The 18,338-nt window shown below is 67.5% G+C and carries 17 protein-coding genes and 2 pseudogenes; 8 read left to right on the top strand and 11 right to left on the bottom strand.

Annotation, left to right across the window (positions count from 1 at the left end):
* Positions 1-30 precede the first annotated feature (30 nt).
* From IAI54_RS03255 to IAI54_RS03270, 4 genes are all read right to left on the bottom strand, one after another.
* Positions 31-351 carry a type II toxin-antitoxin system RelE/ParE family toxin gene (locus IAI54_RS03255; RefSeq protein ID WP_187970994.1) on the bottom strand — a complete coding sequence of 107 codons (321 nt, stop codon included), beginning with the start codon at positions 349-351 and terminating at the stop codon, positions 31-33.
* A complete protein-coding gene (locus tag IAI54_RS03260; RefSeq protein WP_187970995.1) occupies positions 348-629 on the bottom strand; it encodes a type II toxin-antitoxin system ParD family antitoxin in 282 nt (93 codons plus the stop codon). The genes IAI54_RS03255 and IAI54_RS03260 overlap by 4 nt, the downstream gene beginning before the upstream one ends.
* A 129-nt stretch (positions 630-758) precedes the next feature.
* Complete coding sequence (locus IAI54_RS03265) at positions 759-2,054, bottom strand: hypothetical protein (protein ID WP_187970996.1); 1,296 nt, start codon at positions 2,052-2,054, stop codon at positions 759-761.
* Positions 2,055-2,188: 134 nt separating this feature from the next.
* Positions 2,189-4,015, bottom strand: coding sequence for an aminopeptidase P family protein (locus tag IAI54_RS03270; protein ID WP_187970997.1), 1,827 nt, complete (start codon positions 4,013-4,015; stop codon positions 2,189-2,191).
* A 243-nt stretch (positions 4,016-4,258) separates the two neighbouring features.
* On the opposite strand from IAI54_RS03270, the gene IAI54_RS03275 reads away from it, so the two are divergent.
* Positions 4,259-4,438: a hypothetical protein gene (locus IAI54_RS03275; protein WP_187970998.1), complete on the top strand. Its 180-nt coding sequence runs from the start codon at positions 4,259-4,261 to the stop codon at positions 4,436-4,438.
* 336 nt (positions 4,439-4,774) lie between these two features.
* Here the strand turns inward: IAI54_RS03275 and IAI54_RS03280 are convergent, their stop codons facing one another.
* The 3 genes from IAI54_RS03280 to IAI54_RS03290 form a co-directional block, all read right to left on the bottom strand.
* The gene (locus tag IAI54_RS03280) at positions 4,775-5,659 is read right to left on the bottom strand and encodes a 50S ribosomal protein L11 methyltransferase (protein WP_187970999.1); all 885 of its coding nucleotides are present in this window, start codon (positions 5,657-5,659) and stop codon (positions 4,775-4,777) included.
* Between the two features lie 82 nt (positions 5,660-5,741).
* Entirely contained in the window at positions 5,742-6,320 is a 579-nt protein-coding gene (locus tag IAI54_RS03285) for an SCO family protein (protein WP_187971000.1), read from the bottom strand.
* Between the two features lie 34 nt (positions 6,321-6,354).
* Entirely contained in the window at positions 6,355-6,498 is a 144-nt protein-coding gene (locus IAI54_RS03290) for a hypothetical protein (protein WP_187971001.1), read from the bottom strand.
* 143 nt (positions 6,499-6,641) lie between these two features.
* On the opposite strand from IAI54_RS03290, the gene IAI54_RS03295 reads away from it, so the two are divergent.
* Both IAI54_RS03295 and IAI54_RS03300 read left to right on the top strand, forming a co-directional pair.
* A complete protein-coding gene (locus tag IAI54_RS03295) occupies positions 6,642-7,133 on the top strand; it encodes a CreA family protein (protein WP_187971002.1) in 492 nt (163 codons plus the stop codon).
* Positions 7,134-7,177: 44 nt separating this feature from the next.
* Positions 7,178-7,819, top strand: coding sequence for a DapH/DapD/GlmU-related protein (locus IAI54_RS03300; protein WP_187971003.1), 642 nt, complete (start codon positions 7,178-7,180; stop codon positions 7,817-7,819).
* A 16-nt stretch (positions 7,820-7,835) separates the two neighbouring features.
* Here IAI54_RS03300 and IAI54_RS03305 read toward each other — a convergent pair whose 3' ends face one another.
* The gene (locus tag IAI54_RS03305) at positions 7,836-8,516 is read right to left on the bottom strand and encodes an isochorismatase family protein (RefSeq protein ID WP_187971004.1); all 681 of its coding nucleotides are present in this window, start codon (positions 8,514-8,516) and stop codon (positions 7,836-7,838) included.
* Between the two features lie 172 nt (positions 8,517-8,688).
* Here IAI54_RS03305 and IAI54_RS03310 point away from each other — a divergent pair, with 172 nt between their 5' ends.
* Positions 8,689-9,327 (top strand): transposase, encoded by a 639-nt coding sequence (locus tag IAI54_RS03310; protein WP_187971005.1) that lies wholly within the window; start codon positions 8,689-8,691, stop codon positions 9,325-9,327.
* A gap of 526 nt (positions 9,328-9,853) precedes the next feature.
* Here IAI54_RS03310 and IAI54_RS29235 read toward each other — a convergent pair.
* Positions 9,854-10,198, bottom strand: a pseudogene (locus IAI54_RS29235) (ATP-dependent DNA helicase); the annotation flags it as partial.
* Between the two features lie 75 nt (positions 10,199-10,273).
* Positions 10,274-12,592: pseudogene (locus tag IAI54_RS03315) on the bottom strand (ATP-dependent helicase); the annotation flags it as partial.
* 265 nt (positions 12,593-12,857) lie between these two features.
* On the opposite strand from IAI54_RS03315, the gene IAI54_RS03320 reads away from it, so the two are divergent.
* The 4 genes from IAI54_RS03320 (at position 12,858) to IAI54_RS03335 (ending at position 15,186) form a co-directional block, all read left to right on the top strand.
* Positions 12,858-13,409 (top strand): glyoxalase superfamily protein, encoded by a 552-nt coding sequence (locus tag IAI54_RS03320; protein ID WP_187971007.1) that lies wholly within the window; start codon positions 12,858-12,860, stop codon positions 13,407-13,409.
* A gap of 110 nt (positions 13,410-13,519) precedes the next feature.
* Positions 13,520-13,927, top strand: coding sequence for a hypothetical protein (locus tag IAI54_RS03325; RefSeq protein WP_187971008.1), 408 nt, complete (start codon positions 13,520-13,522; stop codon positions 13,925-13,927).
* A gap of 132 nt (positions 13,928-14,059) precedes the next feature.
* Positions 14,060-14,248 (top strand): hypothetical protein, encoded by a 189-nt coding sequence (locus IAI54_RS03330; RefSeq protein WP_187971009.1) that lies wholly within the window; start codon positions 14,060-14,062, stop codon positions 14,246-14,248.
* 68 nt (positions 14,249-14,316) lie between these two features.
* Positions 14,317-15,186, top strand: coding sequence for an SDR family oxidoreductase (locus IAI54_RS03335; protein ID WP_187971010.1), 870 nt, complete (start codon positions 14,317-14,319; stop codon positions 15,184-15,186).
* A gap of 58 nt (positions 15,187-15,244) precedes the next feature.
* Here the strand turns inward: IAI54_RS03335 and IAI54_RS03340 are convergent, their stop codons facing one another.
* On the bottom strand, positions 15,245-18,322 hold the full coding sequence (locus IAI54_RS03340) for an autotransporter outer membrane beta-barrel domain-containing protein (RefSeq protein WP_187971011.1): 3,078 nt from the start codon (positions 18,320-18,322) through the stop codon (positions 15,245-15,247).
* Positions 18,323-18,338: the final 16 nt, after the last annotated feature.

The raw sequence follows: 18,338 nt of genomic DNA on the forward strand, positions 1-18,338 counted from the left end.
GCGGTCGAACGGGAGGTGAGGCCGCGGCGTCTAGGTCATGTCGCGATCTGGTTGGGCGATCGCGCCCTCCATGTTGCGGCCTCCGTACAGGATGCGGTCGAAGACGACGCGATCCGGCTCGACATGGAAGGCGATCGTTACGCGCCGTTCGAAGCCGACGACGCGCAGGCCTTCGCGAAGTTCGTCACGGCGCATCCCGCGCTCGGGGAACTCCGCGAAGCCCGCGCAATAGGCTTCAATCCGGGTGATGTAGGCAACGGCACAACTTTCCCCAGACTGATCGGCAACATAGTCGTACAGCGAAAGCAGGTCCGCCAGCGCTTCGGGCGAAAAGACGATTTCCCGCGTCACCTGTTCTCCTTGAGCCGCGCGGCATGCCGGGCGCGCACGGCGGCTAAGGCGTCCTCGGCGGGAATGCCCCGCGACGGATCGGCCTTCATCGCGTCATAGACCGGGGCGACCTCGTCGCGCAGCCACCGTTCGACGGCCTCGTCGCGTTCCTGCAGCGCCCGAAGCCCGGCGCGAACGACGTCGCTGGCGGACTCATAGGATCCGGACTCGACCATCTGGTCGATGAAGCTGCTCTGATCGACGGGCAGCGTGAAGGTTCGCTTCTCGGTGGCGGGCATGACGGCTCCAAAGGCTCGGCAGCGTGATGTGCCATCATCCTACCACGCCACGACCAGGTGAGAAGCCGCTTGCGAAGGTGCCCGTCCGCAGCCGGGAAGGACGGTCGCCGTAGGATGATAGCCTCATGTCTAGTTTTCGTGCTTATCGATCGTTCTTTCGTGCAGAAGGTCGAACATGCACGCTTGCCGAACCTGCCAGGTACCCTCATCTGAAGGCATCGCGACGCCGCCATCGGCCGTGTTTCGGAAAGCCAAAACCATGAACTTGCCGCTGACCTCGCCTTTCAGCGTTTGACCTTTCATTCGAACTACCGCTTCCGCACGCGCAACCGTTGTCTGAGACACCCGAAGAATCTCGAAATCGGTGAGAAATAGATGTTCTGCATCTGTTCGAAGGCGCCCTGCGAGATGCCCGTGCTTCTGCTGAGTAAGGTTGACGGCCCGCTTCGCCATCAGTCCAAAGTTCCGCGTCCGCCAACCGGTCAGAAACTCAAAGAACGCTAATGGAGGGTCGTTCTCGGCCAAGGCCTCGCCGAAGGACCCCTCCCAGCGTCGCTGTACGAACGCCTCAATAGCCGCCTTGTCAGCCTGACTCTTCTGTAGCGATGAGGATAGTTCCCTCCAATCGGTCGAGTGTCGCGCCTTGTCCTTGGCTCGGCGCACCTCTTCGTCCCGCTTGTCCGCCGCCCAATCAACCAAAGCGATCATCAGCATCCACGCCTTCCCGCAGACAGCGCGGTTCGCGTAGCCTAGCGAGCGGCCGTGCAGGATACCGTGCCGAAGGGGGAGATACAGCGTTTCGTCGCTCGACTTGCGCACCCCCTTTGTGATTCGCGTGATTGCTGCGGGGAGCGAAGATGGATGAGCGACCATTGAGTCGAACATCCTCAGGTCCGCGTTCTTCTCGAACGGTGAGGTTCCCAACACATCGGATGCGAAACCATCACAGGCGATTAGGACTAGTGGCACGGCGGACCAGTAGCGGCGTTCTTCTGTCAGCGCGAGTGCTTCGCGCAGTTGATCCCACCGGCCGTGGACTTCGCCGAATCGCTTGCTGCGGCTAATAGCAAAGAAGTTCAAAGTCCCTGAGTCTAGCACCCATTCAAGGATGATTTCCTCTCCTGCATTCGTATCGCCCTCTTCGTGCTTATCCAACGCGGCACGCATCGCCTCTACCGACATTGAAGAGGTCGCAATCCAACCGCGCTCTGCGAATGCGGCGTTGAAGCGGTCGGGGAGATCAAGTACTTCGGATTGGGCCAGAATTTGATCGGAAACATCGATAAATTTACATGCCTTTTCTCCTCCAAGGCCCGTTAATAGAGCCAGCCTCGCAAGGTGCCGAGTCAATCGTATGAACGGTAGCGCAGCAGATATTTGCTGCACAGATGGCAAGTCAGCTATTCGGTTTACCTTCTTCGCCATCTCGGCCGCCACTTGCCCCTATGTCTTCGTTTCGATTCAAGGCAGACTTTGCGTCCATCTAAATAGGAACGACTTCTCGCAGAATAGTCCGTATAGCCAGCGTTCCCATGCTCACGTGTTGGCGGATTGTGCCCTCACACCGCCCCCGCCATCCCCTCCAGCCACGCCCGATCCTCGTCCCCCAGCATCGGCCCGATCTCCGCCACCACCCGCGCATGATACGCCTCGAGCCAGCCGCGCTCCTCGGCGGTCAGCATCTCCGCCACGATCAGCCGCCGGTCGAAGGGCGCGAGCGTCAGGGTTTCGAAGCCGTGCATGGGCTTGTCGCCGCCTTCGATCGCCTGCGGCTCGGTGACGACGATCAGGTTTTCCAGCCGGATGCCGTAGGCGCCGGCCTTGTAGTAGCCGGGCTCGTTGGAAAGGATCATGCCGGGCAGAAGCTTTTCGGTGCCGGTTCTCGCGATCCGCTGCGGGCCTTCGTGGACGGAGAGGTAGGAGCCGACGCCGTGGCCTGTGCCGTGGCCGTAGTCGAGGCCTGCCTTCCACAGCGCCATCCGCGCCACGGCGTCGATGTCGGCGCCGCGCGTGCCTGAAGGGAAGCGCAAGAGCGAGATGCCGATCAGGCCCTTCAGCACCAGCGTGTAGCGTTCGCGCATCTCGTCGCTCGGCTGCCCGATCGGCGCCGTGCGGGTGATGTCGGTGGTGCCGTCCTGGTATTGCGCGCCGGAATCGACCAGGAACAGTTCGCCGTCGCCAAGCACGCGGTTGGTCGCCGTCGACACCCGGTAGTGGATGATGGCGCCGTTCGGCCCGGCGCCCGAGATCGTGTCGAAGGAGATGTCGCGCAGCCGCATCTGCGCCTCCTCGCCGGCCTTGCGGCGAACCTCCTCCAGCGCCGTCACCGCGCCGATCTCGTCGACCGTGCCCGGTTGTTGCCGGTCGAGCCAGGCGAGGTAGCGCGTCACCGCCACGCCGTCGCGGCGGTGGGCGGCGCGCGTGCCGGCAAGTTCGGCTTCGTTCTTGGTGGCGCGCGGCAGGCGCACCGGATCGGCCATCGAAACGACGGTTCCGCCGTTCTCCTCGACGATCGTGCGCAGCTTCTCGGCCGCGAGCGCGGTGTCGAGGCCGACCTTCGTGCCTGCGGACGCAAGCCGCTTCAGCTCGTCGTCGAGGGCCGACGGCGGCATCAGGTCGGCGAGCTGGGTAAGATAGGCTTCGGTGCGCATCGGCAGCTTGCGCTCGTCGAGGAAGAGCAGCGGCAGCCCCTCGGCGCGCAGGATGGCGAAGCCGAGCGCCAGCGGCGTGTGCGGCACGTCGTTGCCGCGGATGTTGAAGGCCCAGGCGAGCGAGGCCGGATCGGTGAGCACGCAACAGCCGGCGCCGGCCTTGCCGACCGCTTCGGCCAGATCGGCGAGCTTGTCCTTCGCCAGCCGCCCGGCGAACGGCTCGGGATGGACCTCGACGGGCTCGAGGGGAGGGGCCGGCTGGTCATCCCAGACGGCGTCGACGGCATTGCGCTCCAGCGCCACCAGCCGTCCGCCGCGCGCTTCGACCGCGCTCTTCAGCGCCGCCGCATCGCCGATCGTGTGCAGCCAGGGATCGAAGCCGATGGCCAGATCCTGCGGCAGGTGCTCGCGCATGAAGGCCGGCGGCGGGGTCTCGATCAGGCTCTCGACCGAGAAGATCGACGGGTCGGCCTGCTGCGCGGCCTGCAGCGTGTAGCGCCCGTCGACGAAGAGATGCGCCCGGTCGGAGAGGATCAGCGCCACGCCGGCCGAGCCGGTGAAGCCGGTGATCCAGCGCAGCCGCTCGGCCCGCGCCGGCACATACTCACCCTGGTGCTCGTCGGCGCGGGGCACGAGAAAGCCGTCGAGGCCCTGCGCCGCCAGCCAGGCGCGAAGCCGCGCCACGCGCGGACCGGCGAGGGAGGGGTCGGAAACGCTGTCGAAGGTCTGGAACATGAAGGGTCCGTCTGATGCGAGGTCGGCGCGACCCTAGAGGATTCCGTCGGCCGGTTGAACCGTCGCCATGCATCGTCTCCGGAATCGGCGACAGCCGTGATTGCTGCGACGCACAAGGCAATCTCGCATATGCGAAGAATGCATGGGTGGCATGCTGCAACTGCTCTGGTTGAAAAGCTCAGCACGACTTACCTTTCAAACCAGACGAAGACAGATCAACGCCAGTCACGAAGGACATTCGACATGGCCACCAAGACCGGATTTTTCCGCAATGCAGTCGACGCGCTCGTCGAGGCCCGGCAGCGCCAGGTCAGCCGCTACGTCAACGGCGCGCTCCTGATGCTCGACGACGAGACGCTGAAGTCGCACGGCTACGACCGCGCCGACCTGAAGAAGCGCGGCGGGGCCTACTACATGTTCTGATCGGCCTGCGCGGGCTTCGTGCCCGCCGCATGCATCGAAGGCGGCTTCTTCCGGACGGAAGGGCCGCCTTTGGTTGTTTTGGGGGCGGCAGCGTGACGTGCGGACCTTTCAGCGACAGCGCCCTGCGATACCCCCCTCTGCCTGCCGGCATCTCCCCCTCAAGGGGGGAGATCGACAATTGCAGCGGCAGCGCTCTCTCTCCGTCGATCAGAATGGCGATGGCATTGCGACAGCCGATCTCCCCCCTTGAGGGCGAGATGCCGGCAGGCAGAGGGGGGTGTCCCAAGGGCTCAGGACCCGCCGGAGACGCCTGCCGCCCACGATGCGACCAGCCCCTCAGCGCTCGAAGTGAATGGTCACCCAGTCGCCGCGCGTCAGCGTCGAGACGTGTCGGAAGCGCTGGCCGGCATAGGTGGCCACCACCGCGTTGCGCTGGCGCACCAGGATGCCCGACAGGATGAGCGAGCCGCCGGGCGCCAGATGCGCGGCCATCTGCGGTGCGAGCTTCATCAGCGGGTTGGCGAGGATGTTGGCGACGATCAGGTCGTAGGGCGCACGCGTCGCGATCTCGAGATGGCCGAAGCCGGTGGCGGTGACGCAGCGCACCAGGCCGGCGACGCCGTTGAGCCGCGCGTTCTCGCGCGCCACGTCGACGGCGACCGGATCGATGTCGGTGGCGAGCACCGGCACCCGCGCGAGCTTCGCCACCGCGATCGCCAGCACCGCGCTGCCGGTGCCGAGGTCGAGCACGCGGCGGGGCCGCCGGTTCCTCACCAGTCTCTCGATCGTTTCCAGGCAGCCGGCCGTCGTGCCGTGGTGGCCGGTGCCGAAGGCCAGGCCGGCCTCGATCTCGATGGCGAGGTCGTTCGCCCGCACCTTGTCGCGGTCGTGGCTGCCGTGGACGAGGAAGCGCCCGGCGCGCACCGGCTTCAGCCCGTCGAGCGAGGCCGTGACCCAGTCCGTCTCGGGAAGAACCTCGCGTGCGAACGCGCCTTCGATGCCTTCCGCCGCGAGCAGCCCTGCGAGGCGCCCGGCCTCGTCCTCGCCGTCGCCGTCGACATAGAGGTCGACCGTCTCGATGCCTTGCGCGGGACCCTTGTCCTCGTCGATGTCGGTCAGCGCGACGGGCCAGCCATCCTCCTCGAACGCAGCCTCGACGAGACCGTAGACCTGCCGGGCGAGCGCGCGCGGCGCGGTGAAGGAGAATTTGGTCTGCGGCACGGGAAACTCCGGAACGTTCGGCCGGCGCAGGGTGGGGAGGCCGGGCGCTCTTCCTGCCTCAGCCGGCCCGGCGCTTCAAGCCTCAGCCCTCGGCGACCAGCCGCTTCAGCTTGGCGATCGCCGTGTCGGGGTTCTCGCCATAGGCGATGGTGCCGAAGAAATCGCCGTCGCGGCCGAGCAGCAGGATCGAGGCGGTGTGGTCCATCGTGTAGTCGCCGCCGTCCAGCGGCACCTTCTTCCAGTAGATGCCGAAGGATTTTGCCATCGCCTCCACCTTCGCCGTCTCGCCGGTGATGCCGGTGATGCGGTCGGACACGTTGGAGACATAGGTGTTCATGATTTCCGGCGTGTCGCGCTCCGGATCGACCGAGACGAAGTAGGCGCGGATGGATTCGCCCTCCGGCCCGAGCTGCTTCAGCCAGCCGTCGAGCTCGAACAGCGTCGTCGGACAGACCTCCGGGCAATGGGTGAAGCCGAAGAACACGGCGGTCGGGTGACCGCGGAAGGCCGCTTCGGTGATTGGCTGGCCCGACTGGTCGGTGAGCGCGAAAGCGTCGCCGAAGGGTTCGCCCGAATGCGTCGTCCGGTACCAGTCGAAGGTCAGCCAGCCGATGGCGCCTGCCATCAGAACCACGATGCCGACCAGAATTCCACGCATCATGTTCGTTTTCTCGCTGTCGGTTTCGCGGACGGAGCTAGAAGCACCAGGAAAGCCCGCCCTCGGCGAGCACCATGAACATCGCCGGGCCCTTCTCGCCCCATGCCGCGAACGCCACACCCGTTGCCGCGGCGAGCGCTGCGAGGATCGTGGCGGAGAGGAGGGCCGGGCGGGCGGGCATCGGGGCTCTTTCGTGTCGTCGTGCCAGCGATATAGGCGTTTCGGCCCGCAGGTGCAAAGGCGGCCGGTCGTCGCGGCCGCTTCAATCTTGCGCGAGGCGGCGCGAAGGCCCATCTGCGGGGCGACAGTTCCAGGAGACACGCCATGATCCGCAACCGCCTCGCTGCGGCCGCCCTTGCCGGGCTCATCGCCCTTCCGCTCGCCGCCCGGGCCGAGGAGGTGGGCGAGGTCGGCGTCGACTGGCTCGGCAACGACATCATCATCGAGGCCATTTCCGATCCGGAGGTCCAGGGCGTCACCTGCCACGTCTCCTATTTCGAGCGCGGCGTGATCGACCGGCTGCAGAAGGGCAACTGGTTCGAGGATCCCTCCGATTCCTCCATCGCCTGCCGGCAGACCGGCCCGATCCGGATCGGCGACATCGACCTGTCGAAGGACGGCGAGGAGGTGTTCAACCAGGGCATCAGCCTGATCTGGAAGCAGCAGGTGGTGAACCGCATCTACGACCGGAAGAACCAGACGCTGATCTACCTGTCGCATTCGCGTCAGGTGCAGGACGGCTCCGCCAAGATGGCGATCTCGACGGTGCCGCTCTACGGCCAGCAGGTCGAGTGGACGAAGGGCAAGCCGCAGTAGCGCTGCCGCTTGCCGCCCGGCCGGCTGGCCGCTAGAGCCGTGGCATGGCCGAGGATCCCCGCTTCACCGACGACGAGCCGCGCATCCATTCCACCGCCGAGCTGAAGGGCTGCCGGCTCGGCCGGCATGTGTCGATCGGCGAGCGGGTGATCCTGCGCGAGGTGACGGTGGGCGACTATTCCTATGTCGAGCGCCACGCCGAGGGCATCTATGCCGCGATCGGAAAGTTCTGCTCGATCGCCGCCAACAGCCGTATCAACGCGCTGGACCACCCGCTGGAGCGGGTGACCACGCACAAGCTGACCTATCGGCCGAACGAGTATTTCCGCTATCTCGGCGTCGACCAGATCTTTCGCGAGCGACGGCGCGCGAAGCCCGTCACGATCGGCCACGACGTCTGGATCGGCCACGGCGCGGTGATCCTGCCGGGCGTCACCATCGGCAACGGCGCGGCCGTCGGCGCCAATGCGGTGGTGACGAAGGACGTGGCGGCCTACACGATCGTCGCCGGCTCGCCCGCCCGCGTGCTGCGCGCGCGCTTTGCCGCCGACGTCGTGGCACGGCTCGAGGCGCTCGCCTGGTGGGACTGGCCGAAGGAGCGGCTGTTCGAGGCGGTGCCGGACATGCAGGTGCTCTCCGTGGAAGCGTTTCTGGATCGGTGGGAGGCGATGGCCTCCGGCGGCTGACGCCCGCTCTCGGCCGTCAGCCGAGCATGCCGACCACGTCGTCCGTCCGCCGCACGTCGCCGAAGGTGGCGGCCACGTTGACGAGTGCGGCGACGTGCTCCTCGTCGGTGACGGCGGCGTTGGCGTCCTCCACGAAGACCACCCGGTAGCCGATCATCATGGCGTCGCGCGCCGTGCTCTCGCAGCAGCGGTTGGTCAGCGTGCCGCAGATGACGACATGGTCGATGCCGCGGGCGCGCAGCACCATGTCGAGCGTCGATGCGCCCTGGATGAAGGCGGAGAAGCGGTTCTTCGACACGTGCAGGTCGCCCGGCAGGACGTCCAGCCCCTCGGCGAGCCCGTGCCACGGCGAGTTGTCGCTCAAGGCGGCCAGCAGCCGCGCGCCGCTCTCGGGCGTGTTGAAGAGATCGAAGAACACCGGCCAGGGATGCTCGCCCGTCGCGTCGGTCAGCGTCGTTTTGATCCACACCACCGGCGCCCCGACGGCGCGGCAGGCGGCGGCGAGCCGGTTGACGTTGCCGATGATCCCCCGCGCCAGCGGCACCTCCACCGGCGCCCCTTCGGCCACGAAGGCCTTTTGCATGTCGACGACGACGAGTGCGGTGCGGGCGGGGTCCAGCCGGTCGAAGATCTCGAACCGCCCGCGCCGGCGGGCGATCTTGTCGCGGAAATGGTCGGGGATGGTGACGCTGTGCATGGGGCAGGGATGCCATGCGGGGCGGGGTGGGGCAAGGGGCGAAGGCGGGGACAGTTTGCCGTCTCGCCCCGACACGCGCATCAGGACGCCGTCCGAGAACGAGGAAAATGTAGAACTGTCCGCGGTTCGCTGTGGTAGAGTGAAAACAGTAACCGTCCCGGGGAAATTGTCCTTGCCACGGCTCGCCCGTATCGTCGTCCCCGGCGTCCCGCATCATGTGACGCAGCGCGGAAACCGCCGCGAACGTGTGTTCTTTTCGCCGCACGACTATCGGCTCTACCGCAGGATACTTGCCGAAGCGGCAGGAGAAGCGGCAACGGCCATATGGGCCTATTGCCTGATGCCCAACCACGTTCATCTCGTTCTCGTACCGTCCGACCCTGATGGACTGCGCGCGACGCTTGCCGATGCGCACCGGCGCTACACCCGCTTCATCAACGACCGTGAGGGTTGGACGGGTCATCTCTGGCAGGGGCGCTTCGGCTCCGCGCCGATGGACGAGGACCACCTGGAAAGCGCCGTGCGCTACGTATCGCTGAACCCGGTGCGGGCGGGCTTGGTGAAGGCCGCGCAGGAATGGCCGTGGTCCAGCGCCCGGGCGCATCTTGCAGGGTTCGACGATGGCGTCGTGACCGTGCGGCCGGTGCTCGACCGGTGGCCGGACTTCGCTTCGATGATCTCCGTGGAAGCCACGGATGCCGCCATGCGCGCCTTGCGCAAAGCCGAGACGACCGGCCGCCCGCTAGGCGCCAGGGCCTGGGTCGAAGGGCTGGGAGCGAAGCTGGGGAAGCGTGCGCGGAAACCGATCTGAGCGCTGGGACAAGCGCAGGGGACAGTTTACTTTTTCCGGTGTGCAGACTGCGGCAGTGCGGTGCCTTTACCGGAAAAAGTAAACTGTCCCCGTCAGCGGCTCCTCTTCACACCTTCTCCACGAACCCGTCCAGCACCCGCTTCTGCCCAGCCTTGTCGAAATCGATCGTCAGCTTGTTGCCCTCGATCGCGGCAATGTTGCCGTTGCCGAACTTGAGGTGGAGCGCAGGGGACAGTTTACTTTTTCCGGTGCGCGGACTGCGGCAGTGCGGTGCCTTTACCGGAAAAAGTAAACTGTCCCCGTCAGCGGCTCCTCTTCACACCTTCTCCACGAACCCGTCCAGCACCCGCTTCTGCCCGGCCTTGTCGAAGTCGATCGTGAGCTTGTTGACTTCGATCGCCGCGATGTTGCCGTTGCCGAACTTGAGGTGGAGCGCAGGGGACAGTTTACTTTTTCCGGTGCGCGGACTGCGGCAGTGCGGTGCCTTTACCGGAAAAAGTAAACTGTCCCCGTCAGCGGCTCCTCTTCACACCTTCTCCACGAACCCGTCCAGCACCCGCTTCTGCCCGGCCTTGTCGAAATCGATCGTCAGCTTGTTGCCTTCGATCGCGGCGATGTTGCCGTTGCCGAACTTGAGGTGGAAGACCCGGTCGCCGACGGCGAAGGGGGAGGGGGTGTCGGAGACGGATTTGGCGACCAGTTCGCCCTCGATGACGCGGCCTTTCACCGAGCCGCGGCCGGCGCCGTAGCCCGAATCGGTCTCGCCGTAGCCGATGCGCTCGACGGCATGGCCGGAGCGGTTGCCCCAGTTGCGGTCGGTGGCTTCGGTGCGGTTCTTCTGCGCCCGCGCCCAGCCGGGCGTGGCGTAGGTCGAGGAGAAGGCGCCGCCGCCCTGGCCGCCGCGCCCGCCGGTGGCGCCGCCCTGGCCGCCGCCCGACGCGCCCAGGCTGTCGAAGCGCGAGGCGCCGTAGGGGTTGCGCCGGCCGGCATTGCCGTCGGCGAAGGAGCCACGCCCTCCGCCATGGCCCTGGCCGCCGCCATAGCCGCCCGCGCCGTAGCCGCCATAGGACTGGCCGGCATCGGCCACCTCGACATGCGCCTCTGGCAGTTCGTCGAGGAAGCGCGAGGGGATGGTGGACTGCCACAGCCCGTGGATGCGGCGGTTCGACACGAACCAGATGTGCAGCACGCGCTTGGCGCGGGTGACGCCGACATAGGCGAGCCGCCGCTCCTCCTCCAGCCCCGTGCGGCCGCCCTCGTCGAGCGCGCGCTGGTGCGGGAACAGGCCCTCCTCCCAGCCGGGGAGGAAGACGGTGTCGAATTCGAGCCCCTTGGCCGAGTGCAGCGTCATGATCGAGACGGCGTCGGTCGCCTCGGTCTGTTCGGCATCCATGACCAGCGCGACGTGTTCCAGGAAGCCGCGCAGGCTCTCGTAGCCGTCCATGGAGCGGATAAGTTCCTTGAGGTTCTCCAGTCGCCCCGGCGCCTCGGCCGACTTGTCGGCCTTCCACATGTCGGTGTAGCCGCTCTCCTCCAGGATGGTCTCGGCGAGCTCGGTGTGCGCCGTCGCCTCCAGCGCCTCCTGCCAGCGCTGGAAGGAGGCGGCGAGTTCGCGCAGCGCCGCGCGCGGCTTCGGCTTCATCTCGTCGCTCTCGGCGAGCTTTCGCGCGGCTTCGAGCATCGGAATGCCGAGCGCGCGGGCGGCGTCGTGCACCTGGCGGATGGCCGCCTCGCCGAGCCCGCGCTTCGGCACGTTGACGATGCGCTCGAAGGCGAGGTCGTCGGTGGGATTGGCCACGACGCGCAGATAGGCCATGGCGTCGCGGATCTCCTGGCGCTCGTAGAAGCGCGGGCCGCCGATGACGCGGTAGGCGAGGCCGAGGGTGATGAAGCGTTCCTCGAACTCGCGCATCTGGAACGAGGCCCGCACCAGGATGGCGACGTCGTTGAGCGACCCGCCCTTGCGCTCGATCTGCTCCAGCTCCTCGCCGACCGCGCGCGCCTCCTCCTCGGAATCCCAGGCGGAATGCACCTGCACCTTGGCGTCCTCGGGATCGGATTTCTCCGTGAACAGCGTCTTGCCGAGGCGGCCCTCGTTGTTGGCGATGAGATGCGAGGCGGCGCCGAGGATATGCGCCGTCGAACGGTAGTTGCGCTCCAGCCGCACGACGGTGGCGCCCGGGAAATCCTTGTCGAAGCGCAGGATGTTGTCCACCTCCGCCCCGCGCCAGCCGTAGATCGACTGGTCGTCGTCGCCGACGCAGCAGATGTTGACGGTGGGCCTTTCCTTCTCCCCGTTCACGGGGAGAAGGTGCCCCGAAGGGGCGGATGAGGGGCCGGTGCCATCCTCGCTGACGGTCGCGCCGCCCCTCATCTGCCTGCCGGCATCTTCTCCCCGTGAACGGGGAGAAGAGGGCAGTTTCGGCCGCTGCGCCAGAAGCCGCAGCCACATGTACTGCGCCGTGTTGGTGTCCTGGTACTCGTCGACCAGGATGTACCTGAACCGGCGGTGATAGTCGGCCAGCACGTCGGGATTGTCGCGCAGGAGCCGGATCGGGTGGCAGAGCAGGTCGCCGAAGTCGCAGGCGTTCAGCGTCTTCAGCCGCTCCTGGTAGGCGGCGTAGAGCGCGCGGCCGCGGCCGTCGCCGAAGGCGCGGGCGTCGCCTTCGGGGATGTCCTTCGGCGCCAGGCCCTTGTTCTTCCAGCCGTCGATCATCTGCGCGAACTGCCGCGCCGGCCAGCGCTTGTCGTCGAGCCCTTCGGCCTGGATGATCTGCTTGATCAGCCGGATGACGTCGTCCGTGTCGAGGATGGTGAAGTCGGAACGCAGGCCGGCCAGTTCGGCATGGCGGCGCAGGATCTTGACGCCGATCGAGTGGAAGGTGCCGAGCCAGGGCATGCCCTCGACGCTCGCCTCGCCGACGAGCACGCCGATGCGGTGCTTCATCTCGCGCGCGGCCTTGTTGGTGAAGGTCACCGCGAGGATCTGCGAGGGGTAGGCGCGGCCGGTGGCCAGGATGTGGGCGATGCGCGTGGTGAGCACGCGCGTCTTGCCGGTGCCGGCACCGGCCAAGACCAGGACCGGGCCCTCCGTCGTCTCGACCGCGAGTCGCTGCTCGGGGTTCAGCCCGGCGAGATAGTCCGGCGCCTGCGGTCGCCGCGCGGCCATGGCGCGGGCCGCGATGCCGCCCGGAGCGGGGGAGGCCGGACGGGGGGGAGTTGCGTCGTCCTCGTCGAAGAACGGCATATCGGGAAAGTCTGACATGCGTCCGAATGTAGTGATTCGCCCGGCAAAGGCCAGCGAGCGTGTCCGTTTTGTTCCGGCGTGCCCGCCGCGCGACGCGACATTGACGCTCCGCGACCGCCTGCACTATCGTTCGGCCAAGGCTGGCGCGGCCCGCAGCCCGCACCCCGAAAGGGGATGGCGAACGCGCAAGAACGATTTTCCAACCGGTCTCTCCCTCGGCGGACGACACCGGCAACGCGGGCGCCGGGGACTGTTCGCCGTCAATGGAAGGATCGGAAATTCCATGCGGACCCATCTGGACGCCAAGGCGATGGCGAAATCGCTGCGCGAGGCCTTGCGCGAGACGGGCGTCGACCTGACGCACTCGGCGGCCCTCGAACTGGTGGCGCGGCAATTCGACCAGCCGGACTGGAACGTGCTGTCGGCGAAGATCGGCGCGACCGACGCAAGGGAAGGCGCGTCGCCGGCCTTCGCCTTCGAACCGCCAGTGCCGATCGTGCGCATCTTCGACGAGGCCAAGGCGCGCGAGTTCTATTGCGGCTTCCTCGGCTTCTCGGTCGACTGGGAGCACCGCTTCGGCGAGAATTTTCCACTCTACTGCCAGGTGTCGCGGGAAAACGTCCGGCTGCATCTTTCCGAACATGCCGGCGACGCGTCGCCGGGCGGCAACATGGTGGTCTTCATGACCGGCATCGCCGCATTTCATGCGGAACTGAAGGCGAAGGACTACCGCTACATGAAGCCGGGGATCGAGAACCTGGACTGGGGAGCGCAGATGTCGGTGACCGATCCCTTCAGCAACCGCATCCGCTTCATCGAGCGCAAGCCGGGCTGACGCGGGCCGCCGGACCGCGCGGCGGCGGCAAGCTCTTGAACCTGGCCCGCCCGATCCCGATGTGCGTGCGACGCGGGGCGCATGCCTGCCGCGTCGGAGCGGGAGGGTACATGGCCAGGCGGGGATCGTCGTTCGGATTTCTGGGGCGTTTCGGCCGGTCGCGGGACCTGCTCTTGCTCGACGACGCGCTGCGCGCCTTCGACCTGCATCCGGCCCGCGTGCCGGAGGGCGCCAAGCTGGCACTGGTCAACCTGATGAAGGATTACGCTCCGGAGGGCGAGCCGCCCGAGCATGCCTATCCCTTCACGGCCTGGCTGTTCGCCTATTGCGCGCTCGGGGCCGAGGCCTTCACGATCGCCAACGGGCCGCAGCCGGCAGCGGATGCGGAACGGCGGCTGGAGGCCGCCCTCGCGGCGGGCGAGGGCTTCGACGCCGACATCGTGCTCCTGACGCTCCATGCGAAGCTGGTCCACCCGAGGCTGGTCGAGCAATGGGGACTGGAGGCCGGCGAGGCCTGACGCGGCAACATCTGTCCCGACACCGCCGCCGCGGCGCCGGGCGGGCGCGCGGGGCCGGATTGACCCAGCGCAATGCGTCCATGAGCGCTTCTTGGAATACGGCATGGGTTGCTGCCGGTGCGAGGGAGTCCGATGTCCGCAGTCGAGAAGTTGCCGCAAGACGGGATGTCGTCCCTGCCGCCGGTGGAGGCCTACGATCTCTGGCGCGCGCGGCGCGATCTCGAGCACTACATCTTCGATCAGCGCGCCGATGGCCGGCCGATCGCGCCGGAACTGATGCGCCTGCGCGCCTTCCTGAGCGACCTCGCCGACAGGTCCTGACCGCCACTGCTTGCGTCGGGACGGCCGGCGGGCGAGGATGCACTCGGGACCGTTTGCGGGAGGACGCCATGTCGCTGAAGGGAAAGACCCTCTTCATTTCCGGTGGGTCGCGGGGCATCGGCCTGGCGATCGCGCTGCGCGCGGCGCGCGACGGCGCCAACGTCACGATCGCGGCCAAGACCGCGGAGCCCCATCCGAAGCTTCCCGGCACGATTCACACCGCCGCCGCGCTGATCGAGGAAGCCGGAGGGAAGGCGCTGCCGGTGCTCTGCGACATCCGCAGCGAGGAGATGGTCGATCTCGCGGTGAAGGCGACGGTGGAGGCGTTCGGCGGCATCGACATCTGCATCAACAATGCCAGCGCCATCCAGCTGACCGGCACGCTGGAAACCGACATGAAGCGCTACGACCTGATGCACCAGATCAACACGCGCGGCACGTTTCTCGTCTCCAAGACCTGCATCCCGCACCTGAAGAAGGCGCAGAACCCGCACATCCTCAACCTCGCGCCGCCGCTCGACATGGACCCGAAATGGTTCAGGAACCACGTCGCCTACACGATGGCGAAGTTCGGCATGTCGATGTGCACGCTGGGCATGAGCGCCGAGTTCGCGAAGGACGGCATCGCGGTGAACTCGCTCTGGCCGCTGACCGCGATCGACACGGCAGCCGTGCGCAATCTGCTCGGCGGCGACGCGATGGCTTCGATGAGCCGGCTGCCCGAGATCATGGCCGACGCCGCGCATGCGATCCTCGTGCGCTCGTCGCGCGCCTGCACCGGCAATTTCTTCATCGACGAACTCGTGCTGCGCGAGGAAGGCGTCACCGACTTCTCCGCCTATGCGCCCGGCGCAAAGGGACCGCTGGCGGCGGATTTCTTCGTGCCGGACGAGGTCGTCGCGAAGACGGACACGAAGCTCGCCGGGATGCAGGCCTGACGGTCCGGGAAGGAAGGCCGGCCCGCCGCGGACCGGTCTTCCGTCTTCGCGGAGGACTTCAGAAGCGCAGGCTGAAGCGCGCCTCGCCGCCGTTTTCCGCCGAGGCTTCGCCGAACGCCCCGCGATAGTCGAACGACAGGGTTGCCTTCGGCGCAAGATCGACGGCGAAGCCCGCGCCCACCAGCGCAAGGTTTTCCGACAGGGGGGCGCCGTCGACGGCGAAGGCCGAACCGCCGGCGAAGCTCGCCGTCGACGTCGGGGTCAGGTCGCCGAAACCGTGGCGCCAGCCGAGCATCCCGGTGAGCCGCGCACCGGCGCCGACGGAATGAAGACGCATCGAGGTTCGCATGCCGAGGGTCGAATAGCCGACGTCGGTTTCGCTGCCGGTGACGGTGAGGGCAGCGAGGCCGCCCGTCTCGCGGTAGCCGTCCACCGTCAGGCGGACGTAGTCGATCCCCGCGAAGGGTTCGACCTGCAGCGTGTCCGCGCCGAAGGGCAGCACGTAGGACCGGCTGATCTCGCCGAAGACCTGCAGCGAGCCGCCCGTGGTCGAGCCGGATAGCGCCTCCGAGAAATTGCCGATGGAGGCGACGCGCGCGGTCTCGATGTCGTGCCAGGCATAGCCCGCGCCGCCGCTGAGCGTGACGTCGCCGAACCGGACGCCGCCATAGGCGCCGACTTCCCAGCTTTCGGCGGCGGAGGTGGAGGCGCGGCCGTCGACGTCGTAGTCCGACGAATGGTAGGCGGCGAGGAGGCCGAAGCGACTGGCCTCGCCCGGCGCGAAGTCGGCACCGAAGGCGGCACCGACCGAACTGCGATCGAGCGAGGCGGCGTTGCCCGATCCGTCGAGCGACCCGCGCGAACCGTCGAAGGACGTCCAGAGCGAGACGCCGGGTCCTGTGGCCGCCGGGGCGAGGTCTCCCGCCGGTCCGTAGCTGGAGACGAGAATGCTGCCCGTGCGGGTCTCGTCGCCGTCGCCGAAGGCCTGGCCGATCCGGTCGATGGCGGTGCGGCTGAAGAACTGAGACGACAGGACGAGGCCGCTCTGGGTGGTCGCTGCGATCTCGCCCGACAGGCTGTCGTAGCTGTCGCGGGCGCCGTCCGCCCCGAGCATCAGGATGCGCTGCCCGATCTCGTCGTTCGCGCCGAGCGAAGCGATGGCGTTTGCGGTCGCCGCCTGGTTCGGCGTGACCGCCACGTCTGAAAGCGCCACCGCGTTGCGCGTGATGATCAACCGGACGTCATCGTCGACATGGGCGAGTTCGGCATCGACGAAGGCCGAGACCGGCCCGACCGGGTGGAAGGCGCCGCTGGTTCCGCCGTCGGCCGTCAGGATCGTGTAGGTCCGGTCGCCCGCAAACCGGTCGCCGGCCGGTATCAGTTCGACGCTGCCGGCGAGTTCCGCCTCGCCGGTGACGTGCAGCAGGCTCGCATTGGCGCTCGCGGGATCGAACTGGGCGCCGAGCACCGATTCCCCTGTCATGACGAGGTTCCCGTCGATGGTCAGGGTGCCGATTCCTCCGACGTCGCCGGCGGCGATACCGCCGGCCCGCACCGTCACGTTCCCTCCGATCGTGCCGGCACCCGAGAGGATCGCCACGACGTCCGGCGTGGGTCCGCCCGTCTCGCCGATCTCGAGGGTCGCGGTGCCGTCGCCAAGCGTACCGTCGACGACGAGGATGCCGCCCAGATGCACCACCGATCCGCTGAAGGCGCCGCTGGCGCCGGTGAGCCGGGTCAGGCCCTCGAGATGGAGAATCTCGCCATCGCCTTCGATGGCCGGTGCGAAGCCGTAGTCGATGGGTTCGCCTGTGCCGGTGTCGAGGAAGGTGTGGTTGAAGACGATCTGCCCGCCGCCCGTGCCGAAGACGATCGTCGCCGTGTCGACGGTGCCGGCGGCCGCAGCGTCCGAGCCTTCGGCGGCTCCGATGATCAGCGTGCCGTCGCCCTGGTCGTCATAGCCGATGCGGACTTCGTTGTCGGCCCTGATAGTGGCGCCGTCCGCGACCGTGACGGTGCCCGATCCGTTGTAGCCGACATAGACATTGCCGAGCGCGCTGGCTGCCGGGTTGGCCTTTGCCCACAGCAGCGAACCTTCTCCCGTGACGGTGATCGCGCCCTTCGACTTCGGATCCATGCCCGCGCCGATGGTGCCGGCAATGGTGATCTCGGCGCCGTCCGAGACGACGAGGACGCCGTTGCCGTTCATCGGGTCGACGTCCCTGGAGCCGTTCTGGCCGCCGACATAGAGGCGCACGTCCGCCTCCACGACCGTGTCCTGGCCGGTGACCGTCATGGTGGTGAGGTTGCTGCCGCCGGCACCGACATAGATGCCGTTGGCGAAGAGAGAGGCGCCGTCCGAAACCGTCACCGTCCCGCCCTCGGGGCTGAGCCAGGCCCGGTCCTCCTCGACCGTCCTGGAGCCGATGGTGACCGAGGTGCCTTCGCCGGTGATCGTGATCTCTGCGCCGGCGCCGGTGTAGATCCCGGTCTTGACGATCGAGGCGGTCGCGCCGTTCGAGATCGTCAGCGAACCGGTCGAGCCGGCCGTGCGGGCGATGTCGACGCCGCCGGTATTGGTCCAGGTCGTGCCGGCACCGGTCACGGTCAGCGACCCGTCGCCGCCGCCGCCCGACTGCCAGCTTCCGGTCGAAAGGGCGAACCGGCGGGCCGTGAAGGAGGCGCCGCCGGAGACGGTGATGCTGCCTTCGCCGCCATCGAGGCCGACCGTGAGCTCCCCGGTGCTCGTCCAGCTGGAGCCCGCTCCGGTGATGGTCACGGCGCCTGCGCCCCCGTCGGGACCGCCGATGGTGCCGTTCTCGCTGGTGAGGCTGCCGCCGGCGATCGCGAGCGTCGCCGCGACATCGCTGCCGACGGTGACCGTACCGACGCTGCGCGTGTCCTCGACCGTGACGGTGCCCTGCGGGACGGTCAGGTCGGCGGCGAGCACCGGCTGCGCGGCCAGGACCGTGAGCCCGGCGAGCGAAAGGGCGGCCAGGCAGACGCCGCTCCGCAGCGTCGCATCTGGGACGGACCGTTCAGGACGACGCGGGAGAGTACCGTACGGCTCGCGACGCAGGAGGCTGGTTTCGGCGGCTCGGGCGCACGTGTGGCGGCCAGAAAAGATGCTGTTCACGGTCCAGTAATCCCCC

The sequence above is a fragment of the Aquibium microcysteis genome (genome assembly GCF_014495845.1).
GTDB classification, from domain to species: Bacteria; Pseudomonadota; Alphaproteobacteria; order Rhizobiales; family Rhizobiaceae; genus Aquibium; species Aquibium microcysteis.

Bases quoted from the DNA above. Each gene is read 5' to 3' on its own strand.
- IAI54_RS03325 (WP_187971008.1), top strand. From the start codon at position 13,520: ATGGCCAGGCGGGGATCGTCGTTCGGATTTCTGGGGCGTTTCGGCCGG.
- IAI54_RS03320 (WP_187971007.1), top strand. From the start codon at position 12,858: ATGCGGACCCATCTGGACGCCAAGGCGATGGCGAAATCGCTGCGCGAG.
- IAI54_RS03295 (WP_187971002.1), top strand. From the start codon at position 6,642: ATGATCCGCAACCGCCTCGCTGCGGCCGCCCTTGCCGGGCTCATCGCC.
- IAI54_RS03335 (WP_187971010.1), top strand. From the start codon at position 14,317: ATGTCGCTGAAGGGAAAGACCCTCTTCATTTCCGGTGGGTCGCGGGGC.
- IAI54_RS03300 (WP_187971003.1), top strand. From the start codon at position 7,178: ATGGCCGAGGATCCCCGCTTCACCGACGACGAGCCGCGCATCCATTCC.
- IAI54_RS03305 (WP_187971004.1), bottom strand. From the start codon at position 8,516: ATGCACAGCGTCACCATCCCCGACCATTTCCGCGACAAGATCGCCCGC.
- IAI54_RS03270 (WP_187970997.1), bottom strand. From the start codon at position 4,015: ATGTTCCAGACCTTCGACAGCGTTTCCGACCCCTCCCTCGCCGGTCCG.
- IAI54_RS03275 (WP_187970998.1), top strand. From the start codon at position 4,259: ATGGCCACCAAGACCGGATTTTTCCGCAATGCAGTCGACGCGCTCGTC.
- IAI54_RS03330 (WP_187971009.1), top strand. From the start codon at position 14,060: ATGTCCGCAGTCGAGAAGTTGCCGCAAGACGGGATGTCGTCCCTGCCG.
- IAI54_RS03260 (WP_187970995.1), bottom strand. From the start codon at position 629: ATGCCCGCCACCGAGAAGCGAACCTTCACGCTGCCCGTCGATCAGAGC.
- IAI54_RS03265 (WP_187970996.1), bottom strand. From the start codon at position 2,054: ATGGCGAAGAAGGTAAACCGAATAGCTGACTTGCCATCTGTGCAGCAA.
- IAI54_RS03290 (WP_187971001.1), bottom strand. From the start codon at position 6,498: ATGCCCGCCCGCCCGGCCCTCCTCTCCGCCACGATCCTCGCAGCGCTC.
- IAI54_RS03285 (WP_187971000.1), bottom strand. From the start codon at position 6,320: ATGATGCGTGGAATTCTGGTCGGCATCGTGGTTCTGATGGCAGGCGCC.